This is a genomic window from Rhizomicrobium sp. (genome assembly GCA_037200385.1).
Taxonomy (GTDB): Bacteria; Pseudomonadota; Alphaproteobacteria; order Micropepsales; family Micropepsaceae; genus Rhizomicrobium.
Window position 1 is genome coordinate 4,281,389 of record JBBCGL010000001.1, and the last position, 19,812, is coordinate 4,301,200.

The following is a 19,812-nucleotide window of genomic DNA, read 5'->3' on the forward strand; positions in this document are numbered from 1 at the left end:
AGGTCATTCGTCGCGACTGCGGGGGATTCTGGTGCGCAACAATCGGTTCTTTGTGATGGTCGGCGGCGGCATTCTGGCCGTCATCGCGGTCGTGACCGGAACGCTCTATTTCCTCGGCGGCGGCAACTCGCCCTTGGGCAACGGCTTCTTCGCCCGGATCGAGAACGGGCTCAATTCCGTCACCGGCAGCATGACGCCCGCGCAGATGGCCGAGGCGCCTTATTTCGCCTTCCGCCGGATCGAGGTCGACACCACCAAATCCCAGCCCGAAGCCTGCCTGGTCTTCACCCGCGACCTCGATACCTCCGGCAAGACGCATTACGAGGACTACTTCTCGGTCGATCCCCAGACCAAGGTTGCCTCGCATGTCGTGGGCGACCGGCTCTGTCTTGCCGGCCTCGCCTTCAACGCGACCTACCAGGTCACCCTCAAATCGGGGCTGCCCGCCGCGACCGGCGAGAAGCTGACCGAGGACGAGACCGTCCCGGTCGAACTGCGCGACAAGCCTTCGCTGGTGCGCTTCTCCGGCGGCATCATCCTGCCGCGCGAGAACATGGAAGGCGTGCCGGTCACCACGGTGAACATCACCAAGCTTCGGCTCAAGGTGATCCGCGTCGGCGACCGCCTGCTGTCGCAGATCGAAAGCGGCACGATCGACGAGACCACGCTCTATTCCTGGAGCGACAGCGAGCTCGAGAACAGCCAGGGCGCCGTCGTCTGGCAGGGCACGATGGACGTCAACAGCGTCAAGAACGACAGCGTGGTCACGCTGGTGCCGATCCACGACATCCTCAAGGGCAAGCCGCCCGGCGCCTATGTCCTGATCGCGATGGACGGGGCGCAGGATGCGACCAAGGACTATTACGAGGAAGGCACCATCGCCGCCCAATGGGTGGTCGACAGCGACATCGCGCTCACCACCTTCCAGGGCACCAGCGGGCTGACCGTGTTTGCCCGCTCCTATGCCACCGCGCGGGCGATGCCGGGCGTGAAGCTCACCCTGGTCGCCAAGGATAATAATGTCGTCGGCACCGTGACGACGGACGGCAATGGCCGCGCCGATTTCGCGGGTGGATTGCTGCGCGCCACCGGCGGCGACGCGCCCGTCGTCGTGATGGCCTATGGCAACAACGGCGATTTCAGCTTCCTCGACCTGCGGCGCTCGGCCTTCGACCTGACCGATCGCGGTGTCGGCGGGCGCGAGACGCCCGGACCGGTCGACGCCTTCCTCTATACCGAGCGCGGCGTCTACCGCCCCGGCGAGACGGTGCAGTCCACCACCATGCTGCGCGACCGCGTCGGTGCCGGCGTGAGCGCGGTGCTGACCCTGGTCGCCACGCGTCCCGACGGACTCGAAGTCGCGCGCACGACGATCGACAGCAAGTCGCTGCTGGCCGGCACGGCGACCTGGCCGGTGAAGCTCGGCGCGCGGGCGCCGCATGGCCGCTGGCAGATCGCCGCCTATATCGATCCCAAGGCCGCGGCGGTGGGGCGCGTGCAATTCGACGTTGCCGACTTCGTGCCGCAGCGCCTCAAGGTGACGCTGACGCCCGAGACCAAGGTCGTGCACAGCGGCGAAGACATCAAGATCCGCGCCGAGAGCCGCTTTCTCTATGGCGCGCCGGCTTCCGGCCTTTCGGGCGAGGGTACGGCGAAGATCCAGGCCGACAGTAATCCCTATCCCGCCTTCAGCGACTACCAGTTCGGACGAGTCGACGACACTTTTGCCGCTGTCGACGTGCAGATGACGGTGCCGGAGACCGACGCGACCGGCGTGACGGAAGCGACCGGTCCGGTCGGCGATCTCGCCGACACCACGCTGCCGCTGAAGGCGGCCGTAACGATCTCGATCCACGAACCCGGCGGCCGCACCACGGACAAGGACGTCACCATCCCGGTGCGCACCCACGACGTGCTGATCGGCATCCGGCCCGATTTCCAATACGGCTCGGTGGCGGAGAACGCGCGCGCCGGTTTCGAGGTTATCGCCCTGAAGGCCGACGGCTCGCGCACGGCGCTCGGCAACCTCACCTATTCCTGGGTGCGCGAGGACACCACCTATCAGTGGTACCAGAAGGATGGCGCTTGGAAGTACCAGGCAGTCACCCGCGACCGCCTGGTCACCAGCGGCAAGCTGGACATCGGCGCCGGCGCGCCGGCGAAGCTGGCGCAGAACTTCCCCTATGGCTCTTACCGGTTGACCATCACCGATCCGGCCTCGGGCACCGCCTCGTCTTATCGCTTCTACTCCGGCTGGGCCGCGAGCTCGGAAGGTGATCGCCCGGACCGCATTCCGGTGGCGGCCGACAAGCCCACCTATCGCGCCGGCGAGGTTGCGCATGTCCGCATCAAGCCGACCGCGAACGGCAAGGCGCTGGTCGTCGTCGCCGGCGACAAGGTGTTCTCGTCGCAGCTGATCGATGCGCCGGCGAGTGGCGCCAGCGTCGATGTCAAGGTCGATGCCGATTGGGGCCCCGGCGCCTATGTGCTGGTCACCGACTACCGGCCGCTGAACGAGGCGACCGGCCACGAACCGGTGCGTGCCATCGGCGTCGCCTGGCTGCAGGTCGACAATTCGGCTCGCACCTTGACGGTGAATCTCGGCGGACCGCAGAAGGTGCTGCCGCGCCAGAAGGTCACGATCCCCGTCACGATCAAGGGGCTCGGCGATGGCGAGCAGGCCTATCTCACGCTCGCCGCGGTGGATGAGGGCATCCTGCAGCTCACCGATTTCGAATCCCCCAATCCCAACGACTACTATTTCGGCAAACGCCAGCTCGGCGTCGGCATGCATGACGACTATGGCCGCCTGATCAAGCCCGAGAAGGGCGATGTCGGCGCGATGCGCGAAGGCGGCGACAGCTTCGGCGGCCGGCCGCTTGCCGTGGTCCCGACGCGGACGGTGGCGCTGTTCTCCGGCCTCGTGAAGGTCGGCCCCGGCGGCATGGCCAACGTCGTGCTCGACGTGCCGGACTTCAATGGCGAACTCCGGCTGATGGCCGTGGCGGTGACCGACGGCAAGCTCGGCCACGCCGACCGACCGCTGACGGTGCGCGATCCTGTGGTCGCGGACGTCGTGCTGCCGCGCTTCCTGGCGCCCGGCGACCAGGCCGCCATTGCGCTCAACATGAACAATGTCGAAGGCAAGCCCGGCACGTATGTCGCGACGCTCACCGCGTCGGGACCGGTGGGCCTGCCGAACAACGCCAACCACACGACGGTGACGCAGAACCTGCGCGTCGGGCAGCGCGTGCTGCTGCCGCTGCAGATCGAGGGCCGCGGCGTCGGCATCGCCACCCTCGCGCTCGATGTGAAAGGCCCGGGCGGTTTCGCGGTCAGCCATTCCTGGCAGATCGAAAGCCGCGCGCCGCAGCTCGACATCGCGCGCGACGAGACGGTGCCGTTCGCGCCCAAGGCGACCTATGCGGCGAACGGCCAGCTGGTGGCGGACCTGATCCGCGGCACCGCGACGGTCGGCCTCACCGTATCGTCGGCGCATGGCTATAGCGACGTGCCGGGCCTGCTGAAATGGCTCGACAAATATCCCTATGGCTGCATCGAGCAGACCACCAGCCGCGCCATGCCGCTGCTGGTGTTCAACGACCTGTCCGATCTCGCCGGCCTGCCGCGCGACCAGGCGCTGCGTCCCCGGGTGCAGGACGCGATCGATGCGGTGCTCGACATGCAGAACTACGCGGGCAATTTCGGCATGTGGGCGCCGGGCTCGGACGCCGATCCATGGATCAGCGTCTTCGCGCTCGATTTCCTCTACCAGGCCAAGCAGAAGGGCTATGTCGTGCCGAACGACGCGCTGAAGCGCGGCTCGGCCTGGCTGCGCACCGCGGCGGCGACGGACTCCAACACCGACAATACACGCGCCTACGCGTTCTACCTGCTGGCCCGCACCGGCCAGGTGAACCTCTCCGACCTGCGCTACTTCGCCGACACGCGCGGGCCGGAGATGAACACCGCCATCGGCGAGGCGCTCACGGCCTCGGCGGCGGCAGAGGCCGGCGACCGGGCCCGCGCCGCCTATGGCTTCGGCCGGGCGCGCGCGATCGCGCTCAAGGGCGAGGTGTTCAGCTATCCGGTCGGCGATTACGGTTCGCTGCTGCGCGACGTCGCCGGCACGACCGCGCTGGCGGCGGAGAACGGACAGGCCGAGTTGATTCCCGCGCTGCTGAAGAAAAGCAGCGAGCTGGACACGACGCTCAACGCCACCACGACCCAGGAAAAGGCGTGGATGCTGCGTGCCGCCTACGAGTTGACCCGGCAGAAGGTGCCGCTGAACGTGCTGGTCAACGGCCAGCCCGGCGTACCGCGCGACGGCGCGATCCGCCTCTCGCCGTCGACCGCGCAGCTCAATGCCGGCATCACGTTCCTCAATCGCGGCGACGCGCCGGTGTGGCGCACGACCTCGGTGCAGGGCACGCCGTCGGCGCCGCTGGCGGCGGAACAAAGCGGCCTGACGCTGACCAAGACCTTCTGGACCATGGGCGGCACGCCGGCCGATCTCGGCAGCCTGCACCAGAACGACCGCATCATCGTCGAGCTCAGCGGCCAGATGCAGCACAACACCTATCGCCAGATGGGCGTGATCGATATGCTGCCGGCCGGGCTCGAGATCGAGATGCCGCTCGGCGCGGAGGACGGCAAGCCTTACGCCTTCCTGAACACGCTGTCCGACACGACGATGACCGATGTGCGCGACGACCGCTTCGTGGCGTCCTTCACCATCGGCTCATCTTATGTCAGCGACGAAGACAAGAAGAAGCCCGAGCCGCAGCCGGTGTTCCGCATCGCCTATGTCGTTCGCGCGGTGACCGCGGGCAGCTTCGTGATGCCGGCCGGCGTGGTCGAGGACATGTACGCGCCGACGATCCGCGGCCGCACGACGCTGGGCAAAGTGACGATCGCGCCATGACGCAGGAGCTTTCCTCCCCCGCTGTTGCGGGGGAGGGGGACCATCGCGAAGCGATGGTGGAGGGGGCGCCGCCTGCGCCGGCCCCCTCCGTCTCGGCGCTGCGCGCCGAGCCACCTCCCCCGTAACCACGGGGGAGGAAAGGGATTGAACATGTCGCCGCATTGGCATTCCGGCCTGATTGTTGCCGCCTTCGCTCTCTTCGGCGTCGCCTGTGCCGTCGCGACGGCCGACGTCGCCAATCCGCCCGACATGACGCGCGCGGTGCATGCCTCCCCGGAAGTGGTCGACAGTCATGGCGCCATGCTGCGCGCCTTCCTGACCGATGACGGCTACTGGCGGATGAAGACGCGGGTCCGCGACGTCTCCCCGCGCTATCTCGCCATGCTCATGGCCTATGAGGACAAGCGCTTCTACGACCATGGCGGCGTCGACCCTCTGGCGGTGTTGCGCGCCGGACTGCAATTCGCCGGCGCGGGGCATGTCGTCTCCGGCGGTTCGACGCTGACCATGCAGGTCGCGCGCATCCTGGAGCCGCCGAAAAGTCGCGGCATCGGCACCAAGCTGTTCCAGATGCTGCGCGCCTATCAGCTCGAGGAACGCTATTCCAAGGACGACATCCTCTCGCTCTATCTCACCTTGGCGCCGTTCGGCGGCAATCTCGAAGGCGTGCGCGCGGCATCGCTCTCCTATTTCGGCAAGGATCCGGCGCAGATCGACCTCTCCGAAGCGGCGCTGCTCGTCGCCCTGCCGCAATCTCCGGTCAAGCAACGGCCCGACCGGCACGCGATCCGCGCCGCCAAGGGCCGCGACAAGGTGTTGGCCCGCATGGTGGGCGAGGGCATCGTGACGCAAGGCGATGCCGATGTGGCGCGCCGCGAGGGTGTGCCGTTCGCGCGCCAGGCCATGCCGCTCTCGGCGCCGCATCTCGCCACACGGCTCAAGCTGCGCGACCGGCGCGCGACGCGTATCGTCACCACGCTGGACGCCGGCCTGCAGGGCGCGGTCGAGCGTCTCGCGGCGCAGGAACAACCCTATTTCGGCGATGGCACGGCGCTCGCCATCGTCGTGGTCGAGAACCGCAGCCGCGACGTGCTGGCTTATATGGGCGGCGTGAACTATTGGGGACCGTCCGGCCAGATCGACCTTGCCCAACGCTCGCGCTCGCCGGGCTCGGCGCTCAAGCCTTTCATCTACGGCCTCGCCTTCGACGATCTCATCCTGCACCCCGCCTCGTTGATGAGCGATGCACCGACCATGTTCGGCGATTACGCGCCCAAGGATTTCGAAGGCACCTTCCAGGGCGCGGTGAGCGCGCGCGATGCGCTGCGCATGTCGCTCAACATCCCCGCCGTGATGGTGCTGGACCGCGTCGGCCCGCTCGCCTTCACCACGACGCTGGAGAATGCCGGCGCGCGTCTCGCTTTCCCGGCCGGCGGCGCGGCACCGAGCCTGCCCGTGGCGCTGGGTGGTCTCGGCATCAGCCTGGCCGACATCGCCATGCTCTATGCCGGCATCGCCAATGGCGGCGAAGCGCGGGCGCTGCGCTATGTCAGGGGCACGCCCGATGCCGCCGACCACCGGCTGTTTGGGCCGGTCGCGGCGTTCTACCTGAAGCAGGTTCTGCGCGGCGTCGCGCTGCCGGACGGCTGGGCGATGGGACAGGGCCTGACGCGCAAGCGCGCCATCGCGTTCAAGACCGGCACCTCTTACGGTTATCGCGACGCCTGGTCGGTGGGTTTTTCCAACGACTACACGGTCGGCGTCTGGGTCGGGCGTGCCGACGGCAGCCCGCGCGCCGGCCATGTCGGACGCGAATCCGCCGCACCCCTCCTGCTCAAGACGTTCGAACTGCTGCCGCCCGACCGTCATGCCGACGATCCGCCGCCGGCGGCTGCCATCCTCACCAGCGAGAACGACCAGTTGCCCCCCTCGATGCGCGTGTTCCGCCGCGAGAGCGCGCCGGCGCCGCCGCGCGAAACCACCGTGCCGCCGCCCACCATCGCCTTCCCGCCCAACGGCACCATCGTGCCGCTGCCGGCGGATACGGCGAAGGACCGTTCCATCGTGCTCAAGGCCGATGGCGGCAAGGCGCCGCTGACCTGGCTGGTGAACGGCCAGCTCCTCGGCAACTTCGACCGTTTCCAGCCGGTGTTCTACACGCCGGATGGCGAAGGCCTCGCGCGGATCACCGTGGTGGACGCCCAAGGCCGCAGCGACAGCGCCCAGGTCAGGTTCAAGAAGCCGAAGGGATGAGCAACGGCCTTGACCCGGCCGCGCGTTTGCGGTGGTTAGGCCCGCAATGCCAGATTCCGCCCGCGACGTTCTTCACATCACCTCGCTTGCCGAGCGGCGCCGCGCCTTCCTCATTCTGTTCGTCAGCCTGCTCTGCATGGGCGCGGGGCAAACCGTGCTGTTCAACATCCTGCCGCCGCTGTCGCGCCAGCTCCATCTGAGCGAGATCCAGACGACCTCGGTGTTCTCGGTCTCCGCGCTGGTCTGGGTGATCACCTCGACCTACTGGGGCAAGAAGAGCGACCATTGGGGCCGCAAGCCCGTCATGCTGATGGGGCTGATCGCCTTCGCGGCCTCCTTCGCCTTGTTCGCGAGCGTGATGCTGGGCGGGTTGCGCCACTGGCTGCCGGCCGTCGCGGTCTTTCCGCTGATGATCCTCACCCGTTCGATCTACGGCGTGTTCGGCTCGGGCACCGCGCCGGCGAGCCAAGCCTATGTCGCCGACCGCACCACGCCGCAGGAACGCATGCAGGGCGTCGCCACCATCGGTTCGGCGTTCGGCCTGGGCACCGTGGCCGGCCCCGCGATCGCGAGCCTGCTGACGCCCTTCGGCCTGCTGGTGCCGTTCTATTTCATCTCCGGCTTGGCGCTGCTCAGCGCCGCGACGATCTGGTTCCTGCTACCGGAGCGCACGGCGCCCAGGTCGAGCATGACCGCCGCCGCCTCGCTGCAATGGCACGACCGGCGCGTGCGGCCTTTCGTGATCTTCGCCGTCGGGCTTTCCACCGCGAGCACGGTGCCGATCCAGACCATGGGCTTCTTCTTCATGGACGTGCTGCATGTGAGGCCGGAGCACGCGGCGCAATACAACATGATCGGCCAGCTCGCGACCTCGCTCGCCGCGCTCTTCGCGCAGCTCGTGGTCATCCAGTATGTCCGTCTCTCCGCGCGGGCCCTGACCAATTGGGGCCTCGGGACCGCCTTCGTCTCCTGCGCCGTGTTCCTCGTCTCGGGCAATTTTATCGTGCTGGTGGTCGGCTTGGCGCTTTCCGGCCTTGGCTTCGGCATGGCGCGGCCCGGATTCACGTCCGGCGCCTCGCTCTCGGTCGCGCCGCATGAGCAGGGCGCCGTGGCCGGCGTGATCGGCGGCGCCAGCGCCACCGGCTTCATCGTCGGCCCCGCGATCGGCGGGATGTACGAGCTGTCGCCCTATCTGCCTTACGGCTTCGCTGCTGCACTGCTCGCCGGCCTGTTCGTCTACATGTGGCTGTCGCCGGCGCTGCGCAATGCCGGGATCATCCCGCCGGATGTCGAGATCGTCGAAGAAAACGCCGCGACGCCGGTGGCGAACGCTTAAAGCCCCTTCTGCTTGGCCTCGACCAGCATCTGCGCCAGCAGGGCCATCGTCGGGAAGCCGTCGGCCGGCAGGTTGTGCGCCTTCTGCCATTGCCGCAGCGCCGCCTTGCCGTCATGCCCGATCACGCCGTCGATCTTGCCGGGATTGAAGCCCAGCCTGGTCAGCGCGGTCTGGAAGGCGATGCGCTCGTCCTGCGAAAGCGGCTGCTCGTCGCGCGGCCAGCCGGCGATGATCGCAGGACGACCCACGAGAAGATCGCCCAGATAGCAGACGGCGAGCGCGTAGGACGCCGCATTGTTGTATTTCAAGATGACGCGGAAATTCCCGAAGGTCAGGAAAGCCGGACCGCGCGCGCCCGCCGGCAGATAGATCGCGCCGCCCTCGGCATTCGCCGGCAGCGCGGTGCCGTCGGCGCGCGTCACGCCGAGCCGGCTCCAGTCGGCGACCGGTTTCGGCGTCTCGCCGTCCGCCGCCTCATAGGCGAAACTCGCCGGCAGCTTGACCTCATAGCCCCAGACATGGCCGCGCTGCCAGCCATCGCCCGCGACCTCGACCGCCGCCGAGGCGAGCGCGTCGGGCGCGGAATGCCACAGGTCGCGCTTGCCGTCGCCGTCGCCGTCGACCGCGCTCTTGAGGAAGGTGGTCGGCAGCATCTGGGCTTGGCCGAAGGCGCCGGCCCAGGACGACGGCATCTGATGCGGATCGAAGCCTTCCTGCTGCACCATCTCGAGGGCCGCGATGAGCTGCGCCTTGCCGAATTCCGCCCGTGGCCCGTCATAGGCGAGAGTCGCGAGTGCTTCGAAGATGTTGAAGCTGCCCAGTGCCCGGCCGAAATCGGTTTCGTTGCCCCAGATCGACACCAGGATCTCGCGCGGCACGCCATACTTCGCCTCGATGGTCGCGAGCGGCCCGGCCTGCGCCGCCATCGCGGCGGTCCCGTCCGCGACCCGGCGCGGCGACGCGGCGGTGTCGAGATAGGCCCAGACCGGCTTGACGAACTCCGGCTGCGCTTCGGTCAGCGTTTCGATCTTCTCGTTGCGCCGGATACCGCCCATGGCGGCGTCATAGGTCCGGCCCGCGATTCCGGCCGCACGCGCGGTCGTCCGGAAGTCGACCAGGAACTGCGCGAATTTGAGGTCCTGCGGCGACGGCTTGGGCGGCGGCGGCGGCTCGTGGCGATGATGCTTCACCCGGTGGGCATCGGTCGGCTCGAAGGTCGCGCAGGCACCGGCCAGCATCAGGAGCGCGCCGAGGCCCAGTTTGATGCCGGTCTTGAGCAAAAGCCGCATTCCCCACCCTATCGCGCCCGGAATGGGCGGTCGAACCTATAGACCATCGCTTGGGGGCGGGAATATGGCGGAATCCCTGGGTTTTTCGCCGGTTGACAGGGACGGGGCCGGGCAATAGCTTCCGCGCCTCTTTGCGGGGCCTTCGTGCCCGATCCAGGGCTTCGATAAGACCATGAAAGTTCGCAATTCGCTCCGTTCGCTCAAGAAGCGCGACAAGGACTGCCGCGTCGTCCGCCGCAAGGGCCGGGTCTACGTCATCAACAAGAAGAACCCGCGTTTCAAGGCGCGCCAGGGCTAAGCGCGGCGCTGCCGTCTTCCTTCGAGGCGCACGCCGTGCGCACCTCGGGATGACGCCGTCTCTTCTATTCGTCATGCTGAGGTGCTCTGCGAAGCGGAGCCTCGAGGCATGACGGGCGCAAGCGTGAACCTTCCAGAGGCCGATACCGACATCATCGCCCATGGCGCGGACATCGCCGCCGCCTTGCGCGCCATCGTGCCCGACGGCGTCGTCTCCGACTCCGCGGGCCTCGCCGCATTCGACGGCGATGCGCTGACCGCCTATCGCCAGAAGCCGCTGGTCACAGTGCTGCCGCGCAGCGCAGAGCAGGTCGCCGCCGTGCTGGCCTATGCCTCCGCGCATGGCGTGCCCATCGTGCCGCGCGGCGCCGGAACGTCGCTCTCGGGCGGCGCCTTGCCGCGCGCGGACGGCATCCTGCTCAGCCTCACGCGCATGAATCGCATCCGCGAGATCGATCTCGAGAATCGCTGCGTCGTGACCGAGCCCGGCGTGACCAATCTCGCGATCACCCGCGCGGTCGAGGCCAGCGGCTTCTACTATGCGCCGGATCCGTCGAGCCAGATCGCCTGCACCATCGGCGGCAATGTCGCGGAGAACTCCGGCGGCCTGCATTGCCTGAAATACGGCCTGACCACCAACAACCTGCTCGGCGTCGAGCTGGTGCTCGCGACCGGCGAGCGGCTGCGCCTGGGCGGCAAGGCGCCCGGTGCCGGCGGGCTCGACCTGCTGGGCGTCGTCGCCGGCTCCGAAGGCCTGTTGGGTGTCGTGGTCGAGGCGACCTTGCGCCTCCTGCCCAAGCCGCCCTGCACGCGCACCCTGCTCGCGGCGTTCGCGTCGGTGCCGGCGGCGGGACAATGCGTCGCGGACATCATCGCCGCCGGTCTCGTGCCCGCGGCGATGGAGTTCATGGACGGCCGCTGCATCGCGGCGGTCGAGGCGCATTGCGCGCCCGGCTATCCGCGCGGTGCCGAAGGCGTGCTGATCATCGACGCCGACGGCCTTGCCGCGGAGGTCGACCACGCCATCGTCCGCATCGCCGAGATCGCGCGCGCCAATGGCGCGACCGTGACCGAGGCGCGGGAGGAGGCGGACCGTGCGCGGCTCTGGGCCGGCCGCAAGGCCGCGTTCCCGGCCATGGGGCGGTTGGCCCCCGACATGCTGTGCATGGACGGCACGATCCCGCGCCGCGCCCTGCCGGTCGTGCTCGCGCGCATGACCGCGATGGCGGAGGACTACAAGCTCGGCTTCTGCAACGTGTTCCATGCCGGCGACGGCAACCTGCATCCCCTGATCATCTTCGACGTCATGAAGCCCGGCGAGCTCGAACGCGCCGAGGCGTTCGGCGCCGCGATCCTGCGGCTCTGCGTCGAGGTCGGCGGCGTCCTGACCGGCGAGCATGGCGTCGGCGTGGAGAAGCGCGACCTGATGCCCGCGATGTTCACGGACGCCGATCTGGCGCAGCAGCAGCGCCTCAAATGCGCCTTCGACGGCGCGCGGCTGCTCAATCCCGGCAAGGTGTTCCCCACGCTCTCGGCCTGTGTCGAGGGCGGGCACATGCATGTGAAGGACGGCCGGCTGCCCTTCGCGGCGCTGCCGCGGTTTTAGATGGCGCGCGCTCCACGTTCCCTCCGCTGTCATGGCCCGCGAATGCGGGCCATCCAGGTGATGCCGGGCGCTCGAGCGGCAGAAAGATTCCGGGATCAAACGGCGACATTGGTGAAGTCTTCAATTGGATGGCCCGCATTCGCGGGCCATGACAGCGAGAAATAATGCCGACCCACATATGCTCCTCCGAGGAAGACGTCGTCGATGCCGTCGTGGCGGCGCGCCGATGGCGCTCGCCGCTCGAGATCGTGGCGGGCGGCAGCAAGCGCGATTTCGGCCGCACCGTGGTGACGATGGGTTCGACGCTCGACGTCTCCGGCCTGTCCGGCATCGTGTCGTACGAACCGGAGGAATTGATCCTCACCGCCAAGCCGGGCACTTCGACCAGCGAAATCGAAGCCGTGCTGGCGGAGAAGGGCCAGCGGCTCGGCTTCGAGCCCGCCGATTGGGGCGCGCTGCTGGGCGCCGCGCCGGGCCTCGGCACCATCGGCGGCGCGATCTCGGCCGACACGAACGGGCCGGCGCGGCTGCGCCATGGCGCGGTGCGCGATCACCTGCTCGGCTTCCGCGCCGTGAACGGCTTCGGCGAGGCCTTCAAGGCGGGCGGCAAGGTGGTCAAGAACGTCACGGGTTTCGACATGCCCAAGCTGGTCTGCGGCGCGATGGGCACGCTCTGCGTGCTGACCGAAGTCACGCTGCGGGTGTTTCCGAGGCCGTCTCTCTCCAAAGTTCTGGGCATCCGCGACCTGACGCCCGAGGACGGCTTCGCGCTGCTGCGCAAGGTGTGGTCCTCGCCGCTCGACGCGACCGGCCTGGCCTATAGCCGCGGCACGGTGCTGATCCGGCTCGACGGCGAGCCGGCGCCGCTGGCGGAGAAATGCGCAGCGCTGCGGATTCTGCTGGACCGCGAGATGCTCGAAATCCCCGATGGCGAGATCGCCTTCCGCGCCATCGCCGACGGTTCGGTGTTCGAGGACATGCCCTATGACGTCTGGCGCTGTTTCGTGCCGCCCGCGAGCGCCGCGCAAGTGGCGGCGGAGATCGATTCGCCGCTCTGGCTCGCCGACTGGGCCGGCGGACTTCTATGGGTCGGCACCATCCCCGGCACAGATACCGTGCGCGGGAGCGTGCGCCGCGTGGGCGGGCACAGCGTCCTGCTGCGCGCCGAAGAGGAGACGCGCGAGCGCCTCGCCGTGTTCGAGCCGCAGGATGCCGTTCGCCTCGACATGACGCGGCGCGTGAAAGCCGCGTTCGATCCGCTTGGCCTGTTCAATCCCGGCCGGATGTGGCCGGAGCGCATGGAAGACGTCTGATGCGTACCGCGTTCACGCCGACCCAGCTCACCGATCCGCATCTCGTCGAGGCGGAGAAGAACCTGCGCGCCTGCGTCCATTGTGGCATCTGCACCGCGACCTGTCCGACCTATGTGCTGCTCGGCGACGAGCGCGACGGGCCGCGCGGCCGCATCGTGCTGATGCAGAACATGCTGGAGAAGGGCGGCGCGCCGGATTCCGAGACCGTCTTGCACGTCGATCGCTGCTTGTCCTGCCTCGCCTGCCGCACTGCCTGCCCGTCGGGCGTCGACTATGCGCGGCTGGTGGACGAGGCGCGCTCGCACATCCAGACCCATTACCGCCGGCCGCTCGGCGACAAGCTGCTGCGCTGGCTGATCGCCACCGTGCTGCCGCGCCCCGCACTGGTACGCTTCGGCTTGTTCGCCGCGCGCCTGATGGGGCCGCTCGCCGCTCTGCTGCCGGGACGCTTGCGCGTCATGGTGCAGAAAGGTGCTGCCGCGCCGCTGCAGGGACCGCTGTCGCCGCCGCGCGCCATCCTGCCCAATGCCAAGCGCATCGCGCTGATGCCCGGCTGCGCCCAGGCGGCGCTGGCGCCGGAGATCGACGCGGCGGCGGCGCGCGTCCTCGCGCGGCGCGGCTACGAGCTGGTGCCGCTGGAAGGCGCCGGCTGCTGCGGCGCATTGCTGCATCATCTGGGACGCAGCGAAGACGCCAAGAACTGGGCCCGCCGCGCGATCGAGGCCTTCGAGCGCGGCGGCGGCGCCGAGACTTTCGATGGCGTGCTGATCACGGCGACGGGCTGCTCTTCGCATCTCAAGGATCTCACGCCTCTCTTCCTCGACGATCCGCTCTGGCTGCCGCGGGCGCGGGCCTTCGCGGCGACGTGCCGCGACTTCCTCGATCTGGCGACGGCGGGTCCGCCTGCCGCGCCGCGCCATCTGCGTGTCGCCTGGCACGCGGCCTGCTCGCTGCAGAACGGGTTGAAGCTTGCGGGCAAGGCGGAGGCCCTGCTGGCCGCCGCGGGCTTCGAGGTCGCGGCGATCCCGGAAGGGCATCTGTGCTGCGGCTCGGCCGGCAGCTACGCCATCCTCCAGCCGCAGATCGCCCAGGCCTTGCGCGCCCGCAAGCTGGCGAACATCGCCCCGCTCGGCGCCGACATCGTCGCGAGCAGCAATATCGGCTGTCTCAACCATCTGGCCGGACCCGGCGTGCCGCCGCTGGTCCATCTGGCGGAACTGCTCGACTGGAGCGAGGGCGGCCCCTTGCCGGTGGCGCTGGCGCGGCACGCGGGCTAAAATCCCACCATGCGGTTTCTCGTCGTCCTTCTCCTCGCGTCCCTTGCGTTGCCGGCTTCGGCCGCGGCGCCGCCGGCCAGGCCGCCGCTCGAGACGCTGTTCGACCAGCTCAAGAAAGCCGGCTCCCCCGACGAGGCCAAGCCGATCGAGGAGCGCATCGGCGGCGTGTTCCTGCAGTCGGGCAGCGCGAGCGTCGAGCTGCTGATGACCCGCGCCACCGCGGCGTTGACCGCGGGCGACAAGGACACCGCCAAGCAGCTTCTCGAGGCGATCACCGATGTCGCGCCGGACTATGCCGAGGGCTGGCATGTGCGCGCCACCTATCAGCATGCCAATGGCGACGACCGGGGCGCGATGCTTTCGCTGGGCCATGTGATCCTGCTCAATCCGCGGCAATTCGCGGCGATGTACGAGCTGGGCAACCTGCTCGAGGATTACGGCAACAAGGAAGGCGCGCTGAAGCTCTATCGCAGGGCGCTCGCCCTCGACCCGCAGCTCGAAGGCGCCCAGCGCCATGTCGACGCGCTCACCCGCGACGTCGAGGGCCAGGGGATTTGAAGAACTTTCCTCCCCCGTGGTTACGGGGGAGGTGGATCGCCGCGCAAGCGGCGAGACGGAGGGGGCCGGCGCAGGCGGCAGCCCCTTCCACCAAATCGCTTCGCGATTTGGTCCCCCTCCCCCGTAACCACGGGGGAGGAAAAGCGCTACCCGGTCTTCGGCCCGACGAATGCGACCCGCAGCAGGTTGGTCGAACCCGGGGTGCCCAGCGGCACGCCGGCCGTCACCACCACGCGGTCGCCCGACTTCGCGAAGCCTTCCTGCTGCGCGATGCGCGCCGCGCGGTCCGTCACGTCGTCGAGGTCGTGCGCGTCCTCGGTCGTCACGCAATGCAGGCCCCAGCCGAGCGCCAGGCGGCGCGCGATCTCGACCAGCGGCGTCAGCACGACGATCGGGGCCTCGGGCCGCTCGCGCGCGCAGCGCAGCCCGGTAGAGCCCGATTTCGTCCAGCACACCACGGCCCGCGCATGCACGGTGTGGGTGACCTGGTGCACCGCCGCCATGATGGCGTCGGCGATCGTCTCCTCCGGCGCGTTGCGCTGCGATTCCAGGATCGAGGTGTAGAGGCTGTCGCCCTCCACCGATTGCGCGATGCGGTCCATCACCTGGACCGCTTCGATCGGATAGGCGCCCGACGCGGTCTCGGCCGACAGCATCACGGCGTCGGCGCCTTCGAACACCGCCGTCGCCACGTCGCTGACCTCGGCGCGGGTCGGCACCGCGGAGGTGATCATCGATTCCAGCATCTGCGTCGCCACGACGACCGGCTTTCCCGCCTTGCGCGCGGCGCGCACGATCTGCTTCTGGCGCCCCGGCACCGCTTCCAGCGGCAGCTCGACGCCCAGATCGCCGCGCGCCACCATCAGCGCGTCGGCAATGTCGAGGATCTCGTTGAGGGTCTCGAGCGCCTTGGGCTTCTCGATCTTCGCCAGCACCGCGGCACGGCCGGCCACGACCTTTTTCAGCTCGGCCACGTCGTCGGCGCGCTGCACGAAGGAGAGCGCGATCCAGTCGACGCCGAGATTGAGCGCGGCGTCGAGATCGCTGCGGTCCTTCGGCGTCATCGCCGAGACCGGCAGCAGCGTGTCGGGCAGGTTGACGCCCTTGCGGTCCTTGATCGTGCCGCCCACCACGACGATGGCATCGGCATAATAGTCCTTCACCGTCAGCAGGCGCAGGCGCACGCGGCCGTCGTCGATCAGCAGCGTGTGGCGCATCTTCATCGCCTGGAACACTTCGGGGTGGGGGATCGGGATGTCCTTGGGATCGTCCGCCTGCACCTTGCGCACGAAGCGCACCTGTTCGCCCTCCACCAGCACGCGCGAACCGCCCGGCAGCGTGCCGAGGCGGATCTTGGGGCCTTGCAGGTCGACCAGGATGCCGATCGGCCGCCCGACCACCGCCTCCTGCGCGCGGACCGCGGCATGCAGCTCGCCCAGGGCGGCATGCGAGGTGTGGCTCATATTGATGCGGAAGACGTCGACGCCCGCATCGAACAGGGCGCGAATCTTCTCCGGCGTCGAAGTGGCGGGGCCCAGCGTGGCGACGATCTTGGTTTTGCGGCGGCGTCTCATCGGGAATCCGAAATCTCAGTCCGAAAGCGATTGGGTGAAGTCGGTGCGGTTGCTCGTATCGATCTCGAAGAAGCCGCGCCGGTCATAGCCGCGGCCGGTGCAGTCGCCGCGCCCGACGATGGCGAACTTCTCCGCCGTGCCGGTGCAGAAACCCCGGCTGCCGTCCCAGGTCCCCACCGCGCCGTCGGTCGCGTAGAGGTAGTAGTAGCGCGCATCGAGCTTCCCGGCGACCAGTTCCGCGCATTTTTTCGGGTTCACGCGCCACCAGCCTTCGCTGATCCAGCGGGTGCCGTTGAAGCGGCCGACCGCTGCCTTGATGGGCCGCTGGCCCTTGTTGCACAGGTTCAGGGCCGCGTCGGCGGGCGCGGCGGCGGCGATCAGGATGACGACGGCGAGGGCGAACCGCATGCGTAAATGAGCCTATCGCTGGCGCGTCGGCGGACGAATCGCACCCTGCGGCCGGGCAGTGACCCGGTGTCGCGCATGGCCAAGGCCCTGTCAACGCGCTTGCCGGCGTCTTCAGAGCGCACAATGATCGCTTTTCCATGACCGTTCCGCCCTTCGAGTTGATTCCGCCGGCCGTGCCCGGGCCCGGCCTGCTGTTCCTGTGCGATCACGCCGCGAGCGCGCTTCCCGCGGCGTATGGCGGCCTGGGACTCGCGCCGGCCCTGTTCGAAACGCATATCGCGTCCGACATCGGCGCGGCGGAACTGACCCGGACGCTCGCGGCGGCCTTCGGCGCCCCCGCGGTGCTGGCGCGCTGGTCGCGGCTGCTGGTCGACCTCAACCGCGGCGAGGACGATCCCACCCTGGTCATGAAACTGTCCGATGGCAGCCTGATTCCCGGCAATGCGCGGATCGATGCCGCCGAGACGGCCAGGCGCATCGCGGCTTTCCACGCGCCCTATCACGCGGCCATCGCCGGGCAGATCGCGGCCTTGCGCGCAGACGGCACGGTTCCGGTGCTCGTTTCGATGCACAGTTTCACACCGGTGTGGAAGGGCTGGAAGCGGCCCTGGGAGATCGGCGTGTTGTGGGATCGCGACGGCCGGCTGGCGCGGCCCCTGATCGCCGAATGCAGCCGCGCGGGCTTCACGGTCGGCGACAACGAGCCCTATGACGGCGAGCTGGAGGGCGATTGCCTCTATCGCCACGGGACGATGCTGGGCTTGCCGCACGTGTTGATCGAGATTCGCCAGGACCTGATCGGCGACGCGGCGGCGGCGCGCGCCTTCGCCGCACGGCTGAAGCCGATCCTGGAGCGCGCGCTGGCCGCGATGGGCCCGCCCGCGCTAGAGTTCACCCGCCCCTTGCCAGCAACCGGAACCGCCATGGACGAACGCACCCGCGAACAGCTCGAAGCCGCCGCCTTCCGCCGCCTGGTCGCGCATCTGCGGGCGCGGACCGACGTGCAGAATATCGACCTGATGACTCTGGCCGGGTTCTGCCGCAACTGCCTGGGCGACTGGTATCGCGAGGCGGCGGCGGAAAAGGGCATCGCGCTCGACAAGGATGCGGCACGCGAGATCGTCTACGGCATGCCGCCGGCCGAGTGGAAAAAGCGCTACCAGACGGAAGCGACGCCGGAACAGCAGGCCGATTTCGCGGCACGCCAAAAGACTCACAGCTAACGTCGCTCCGACGGTTGCGCCCGCCGCGCCGGACGCCCTATTTGTCGGGCCCAAGAACGGTGGGTCCCATGGCCAAGTCGGGTTTCGCGAAAGAGCATCTGCGGTCCTTCATCGAACGCATCGAGCGTCTCGAGGAGGAGAAGAAGGCGCTGGCCGACGACATCAAGGAAGTCTATTCCGAAGCCAAGGGCACCGGCTTCGACACCAAGGTGATGCGCCAGGTCGTGCGGCTGCGCAAGATGGAAAGCGCCGACCGCCAGGAACAGGAAGCGATGCTCGATCTCTATCTGAGCGCGCTGGGGATGAAGCTCTAGCAGGCTGTTGAAGAAGTCTTTTGCCGACGGGCGATGAAGGGGATGTCGTCGCCGTTTTGGAGGGAGATTTCGCCTTCGAGGGAGTCGTCGGTTTTGATCTCGGCCCATCCCTCGCCGGAAGCTTCGTCCATTTCGTCGTTTCCTGACCATTCGAACTCGATGGCATCGCTTGCGCAGGCGCCCTGGAAGGAACCGGTGAGGCAATCCAGGGCGAACTCGCCCCCATCCTTATCGAACAGGATGTAGGAGCCCGGCCCGGCCATGTCATATCCCGGCGTCTCGACGACGCGCCATTTGCCCTTCAGCGTCATGCCGGCACCGCCAGGAGTTTGGGCAGGCGGATGAGGTTGTAGGCGGACAAGGCCATGACGAAGGTGGCATTGACACGCGCCAGCCCACGGACCTTGACCTTGGCCAAGCCGGCCGATGCCTTGATCCAACCGAACACCTCTTCGATGCGCTTGCGGCAGACTTGGCTCACGGCATAACCGCAATGGCGCAGCGTCCGGTTGTCGATGGCCGTCTTGCGCGGCTTGCCGGTCTTGCTCAAATGCCCATCGATGGCGACGTGCGGCGTGATCGCGCGCGCCCTAAGCGCCTCGACGAAGGCCTCCACGTCATAGGCCTTGTCGGCGCCTAGCGTGATCCGCCGTCGTCGCCGGGGACGATGGCGATCCACCAGCGTCAGCGCTTGGTCCCGTTCGGCCATGCCGTTGGCTTGGCTCGCCTGGCCTAAGACCGCCAGGCCGTGGCGGTTCTCCATCAGCGCATGCCCCATGTAGCAGAGCTTGGCCGGCTGGCCATCGCCCTTCTTGTAGAGCTTGGCCTCAGGATCGGTCGTGCTCTCATGGGTCTCGTTGGAGCGTTTCTCCTTGTGGAAGCTGCGCTCGGCGTTGCGGCCCGGACCATCCTGGTCGTTGTCGGCGCCGTCCTTCCTGCGGAAGCTCTTGAGCGAAGCCCACGCCTCGATCAGCGTCCCATCCACCGAGAAGTGCTCGCTCGACAGAAGCCGCTTCACTCGAGGCTGAGCCAGGATCGCGTTCAGGAACTTGGCCGCGATGTCACCTTGAAGCAGCCGATCCCGGTTCTTCGAGAACACCGAGTGGTCCCATGCCGGATCATCCACCCCAAGCCCGACGAACCAGCGGAACAGAAGGTCAAACTCTATCCGTTCCATCAGCAGCCGCTCCGAGCGCACACCGTAGAACGCCTGCAACAGCGTCGCCCGCAACAGCTTCTCCGGCGCGATCGAGGGACGGCCAAAGTCCGTGTAGAGCTCGTCGAAGTCCTTCGACAGATCCATCAACGCCGCGTTCGCAATTTCCCGGATCACCCGCAGAGGATGGTCATGGCGAACCCGGGACTCCAAATCCACGTAACTGAACAGCGCCCCGGACCGCTCGTCGCTTCCACGCATCGTCCATCCCTCGGCCGACCCGC

Annotated in this window: 15 protein-coding genes; 10 read left to right on the forward strand and 5 right to left on the reverse strand. The window is 68.2% G+C overall.

The window, feature by feature from the left end; translation table 11 throughout:
- The first annotated feature begins 31 nt into the window (after positions 1-31).
- The 3 genes from WDM91_20555 to WDM91_20565 all read left to right on the forward strand — a co-directional run bounded on the left by WDM91_20555 (position 32) and on the right by WDM91_20565 (position 8,513).
- Entirely contained in the window at positions 32-4,924 is a 4,893-nt protein-coding gene (locus tag WDM91_20555; protein MEI9996998.1) for an alpha-2-macroglobulin, read from the forward strand.
- A gap of 150 nt (positions 4,925-5,074) precedes the next feature.
- Positions 5,075-7,177: a penicillin-binding protein 1C gene (gene pbpC / locus WDM91_20560; protein MEI9996999.1), complete on the forward strand. Its 2,103-nt coding sequence runs from the start codon at positions 5,075-5,077 to the stop codon at positions 7,175-7,177.
- 46 nt (positions 7,178-7,223) lie between these two features.
- Positions 7,224-8,513: an MFS transporter gene (locus tag WDM91_20565; protein ID MEI9997000.1), complete on the forward strand. Its 1,290-nt coding sequence runs from the start codon at positions 7,224-7,226 to the stop codon at positions 8,511-8,513.
- Here WDM91_20565 and WDM91_20570 read toward each other — a convergent pair.
- Complete coding sequence (locus tag WDM91_20570; protein MEI9997001.1) at positions 8,510-9,802, reverse strand: lytic murein transglycosylase; 1,293 nt, start codon at positions 9,800-9,802, stop codon at positions 8,510-8,512. The two genes, WDM91_20565 and WDM91_20570, sit on opposite strands and share 4 nt — an antisense overlap.
- A gap of 172 nt (positions 9,803-9,974) precedes the next feature.
- On the opposite strand from WDM91_20570, the gene ykgO reads away from it, so the two are divergent.
- The 5 genes from ykgO to WDM91_20595 all read left to right on the forward strand — a co-directional run bounded on the left by ykgO (position 9,975) and on the right by WDM91_20595 (position 14,853).
- Entirely contained in the window at positions 9,975-10,100 is a 126-nt protein-coding gene (ykgO, locus tag WDM91_20575) for a type B 50S ribosomal protein L36 (protein MEI9997002.1), read from the forward strand.
- A gap of 108 nt (positions 10,101-10,208) precedes the next feature.
- Positions 10,209-11,705: an FAD-linked oxidase C-terminal domain-containing protein gene (locus tag WDM91_20580; protein MEI9997003.1), complete on the forward strand. Its 1,497-nt coding sequence runs from the start codon at positions 10,209-10,211 to the stop codon at positions 11,703-11,705.
- Positions 11,706-11,869: 164 nt separating this feature from the next.
- Complete coding sequence (locus tag WDM91_20585; GenBank protein MEI9997004.1) at positions 11,870-13,018, forward strand: FAD-binding protein; 1,149 nt, start codon at positions 11,870-11,872, stop codon at positions 13,016-13,018.
- On the forward strand, positions 13,018-14,295 hold the full coding sequence (glcF, locus tag WDM91_20590) for a glycolate oxidase subunit GlcF (GenBank protein MEI9997005.1): 1,278 nt from the start codon (positions 13,018-13,020) through the stop codon (positions 14,293-14,295). Before WDM91_20585 ends, glcF begins: the two co-directional genes overlap by 1 nt.
- Positions 14,296-14,304: 9 nt before the next feature.
- On the forward strand, positions 14,305-14,853 hold the full coding sequence (locus WDM91_20595) for a tetratricopeptide repeat protein (protein MEI9997006.1): 549 nt from the start codon (positions 14,305-14,307) through the stop codon (positions 14,851-14,853).
- A gap of 146 nt (positions 14,854-14,999) precedes the next feature.
- Here WDM91_20595 and pyk read toward each other — a convergent pair whose 3' ends face one another.
- Both pyk and WDM91_20605 read right to left on the reverse strand, forming a co-directional pair.
- The gene (gene pyk / locus WDM91_20600; protein MEI9997007.1) at positions 15,000-16,427 is read right to left on the reverse strand and encodes a pyruvate kinase; all 1,428 of its coding nucleotides are present in this window, start codon (positions 16,425-16,427) and stop codon (positions 15,000-15,002) included.
- A 15-nt stretch (positions 16,428-16,442) separates the two neighbouring features.
- Entirely contained in the window at positions 16,443-16,835 is a 393-nt protein-coding gene (locus WDM91_20605) for a DUF1036 domain-containing protein (GenBank protein MEI9997008.1), read from the reverse strand.
- Positions 16,836-16,972: 137 nt separating this feature from the next.
- Between WDM91_20605 and WDM91_20610 the strand changes: the two genes are divergently transcribed.
- On the forward strand, positions 16,973-18,058 hold the full coding sequence (locus WDM91_20610; GenBank protein ID MEI9997009.1) for a DUF1244 domain-containing protein: 1,086 nt from the start codon (positions 16,973-16,975) through the stop codon (positions 18,056-18,058).
- 68 nt (positions 18,059-18,126) lie between these two features.
- Entirely contained in the window at positions 18,127-18,372 is a 246-nt protein-coding gene (locus WDM91_20615; protein ID MEI9997010.1) for a DUF2312 domain-containing protein, read from the forward strand.
- Here WDM91_20615 and WDM91_20620 read toward each other — a convergent pair.
- Together WDM91_20620 and WDM91_20625 are read right to left on the reverse strand one after the other, a co-directional pair.
- Positions 18,369-18,683 carry a hypothetical protein gene (locus tag WDM91_20620; GenBank protein MEI9997011.1) on the reverse strand — a complete coding sequence of 105 codons (315 nt, stop codon included), beginning with the start codon at positions 18,681-18,683 and terminating at the stop codon, positions 18,369-18,371. The two genes, WDM91_20615 and WDM91_20620, sit on opposite strands and share 4 nt — an antisense overlap.
- Entirely contained in the window at positions 18,680-19,789 is a 1,110-nt protein-coding gene (locus WDM91_20625; protein ID MEI9997012.1) for an IS5 family transposase, read from the reverse strand. Before WDM91_20625 ends, WDM91_20620 begins: the two co-directional genes overlap by 4 nt.
- Between the last annotated feature and the right edge of the window lie 23 nt (positions 19,790-19,812).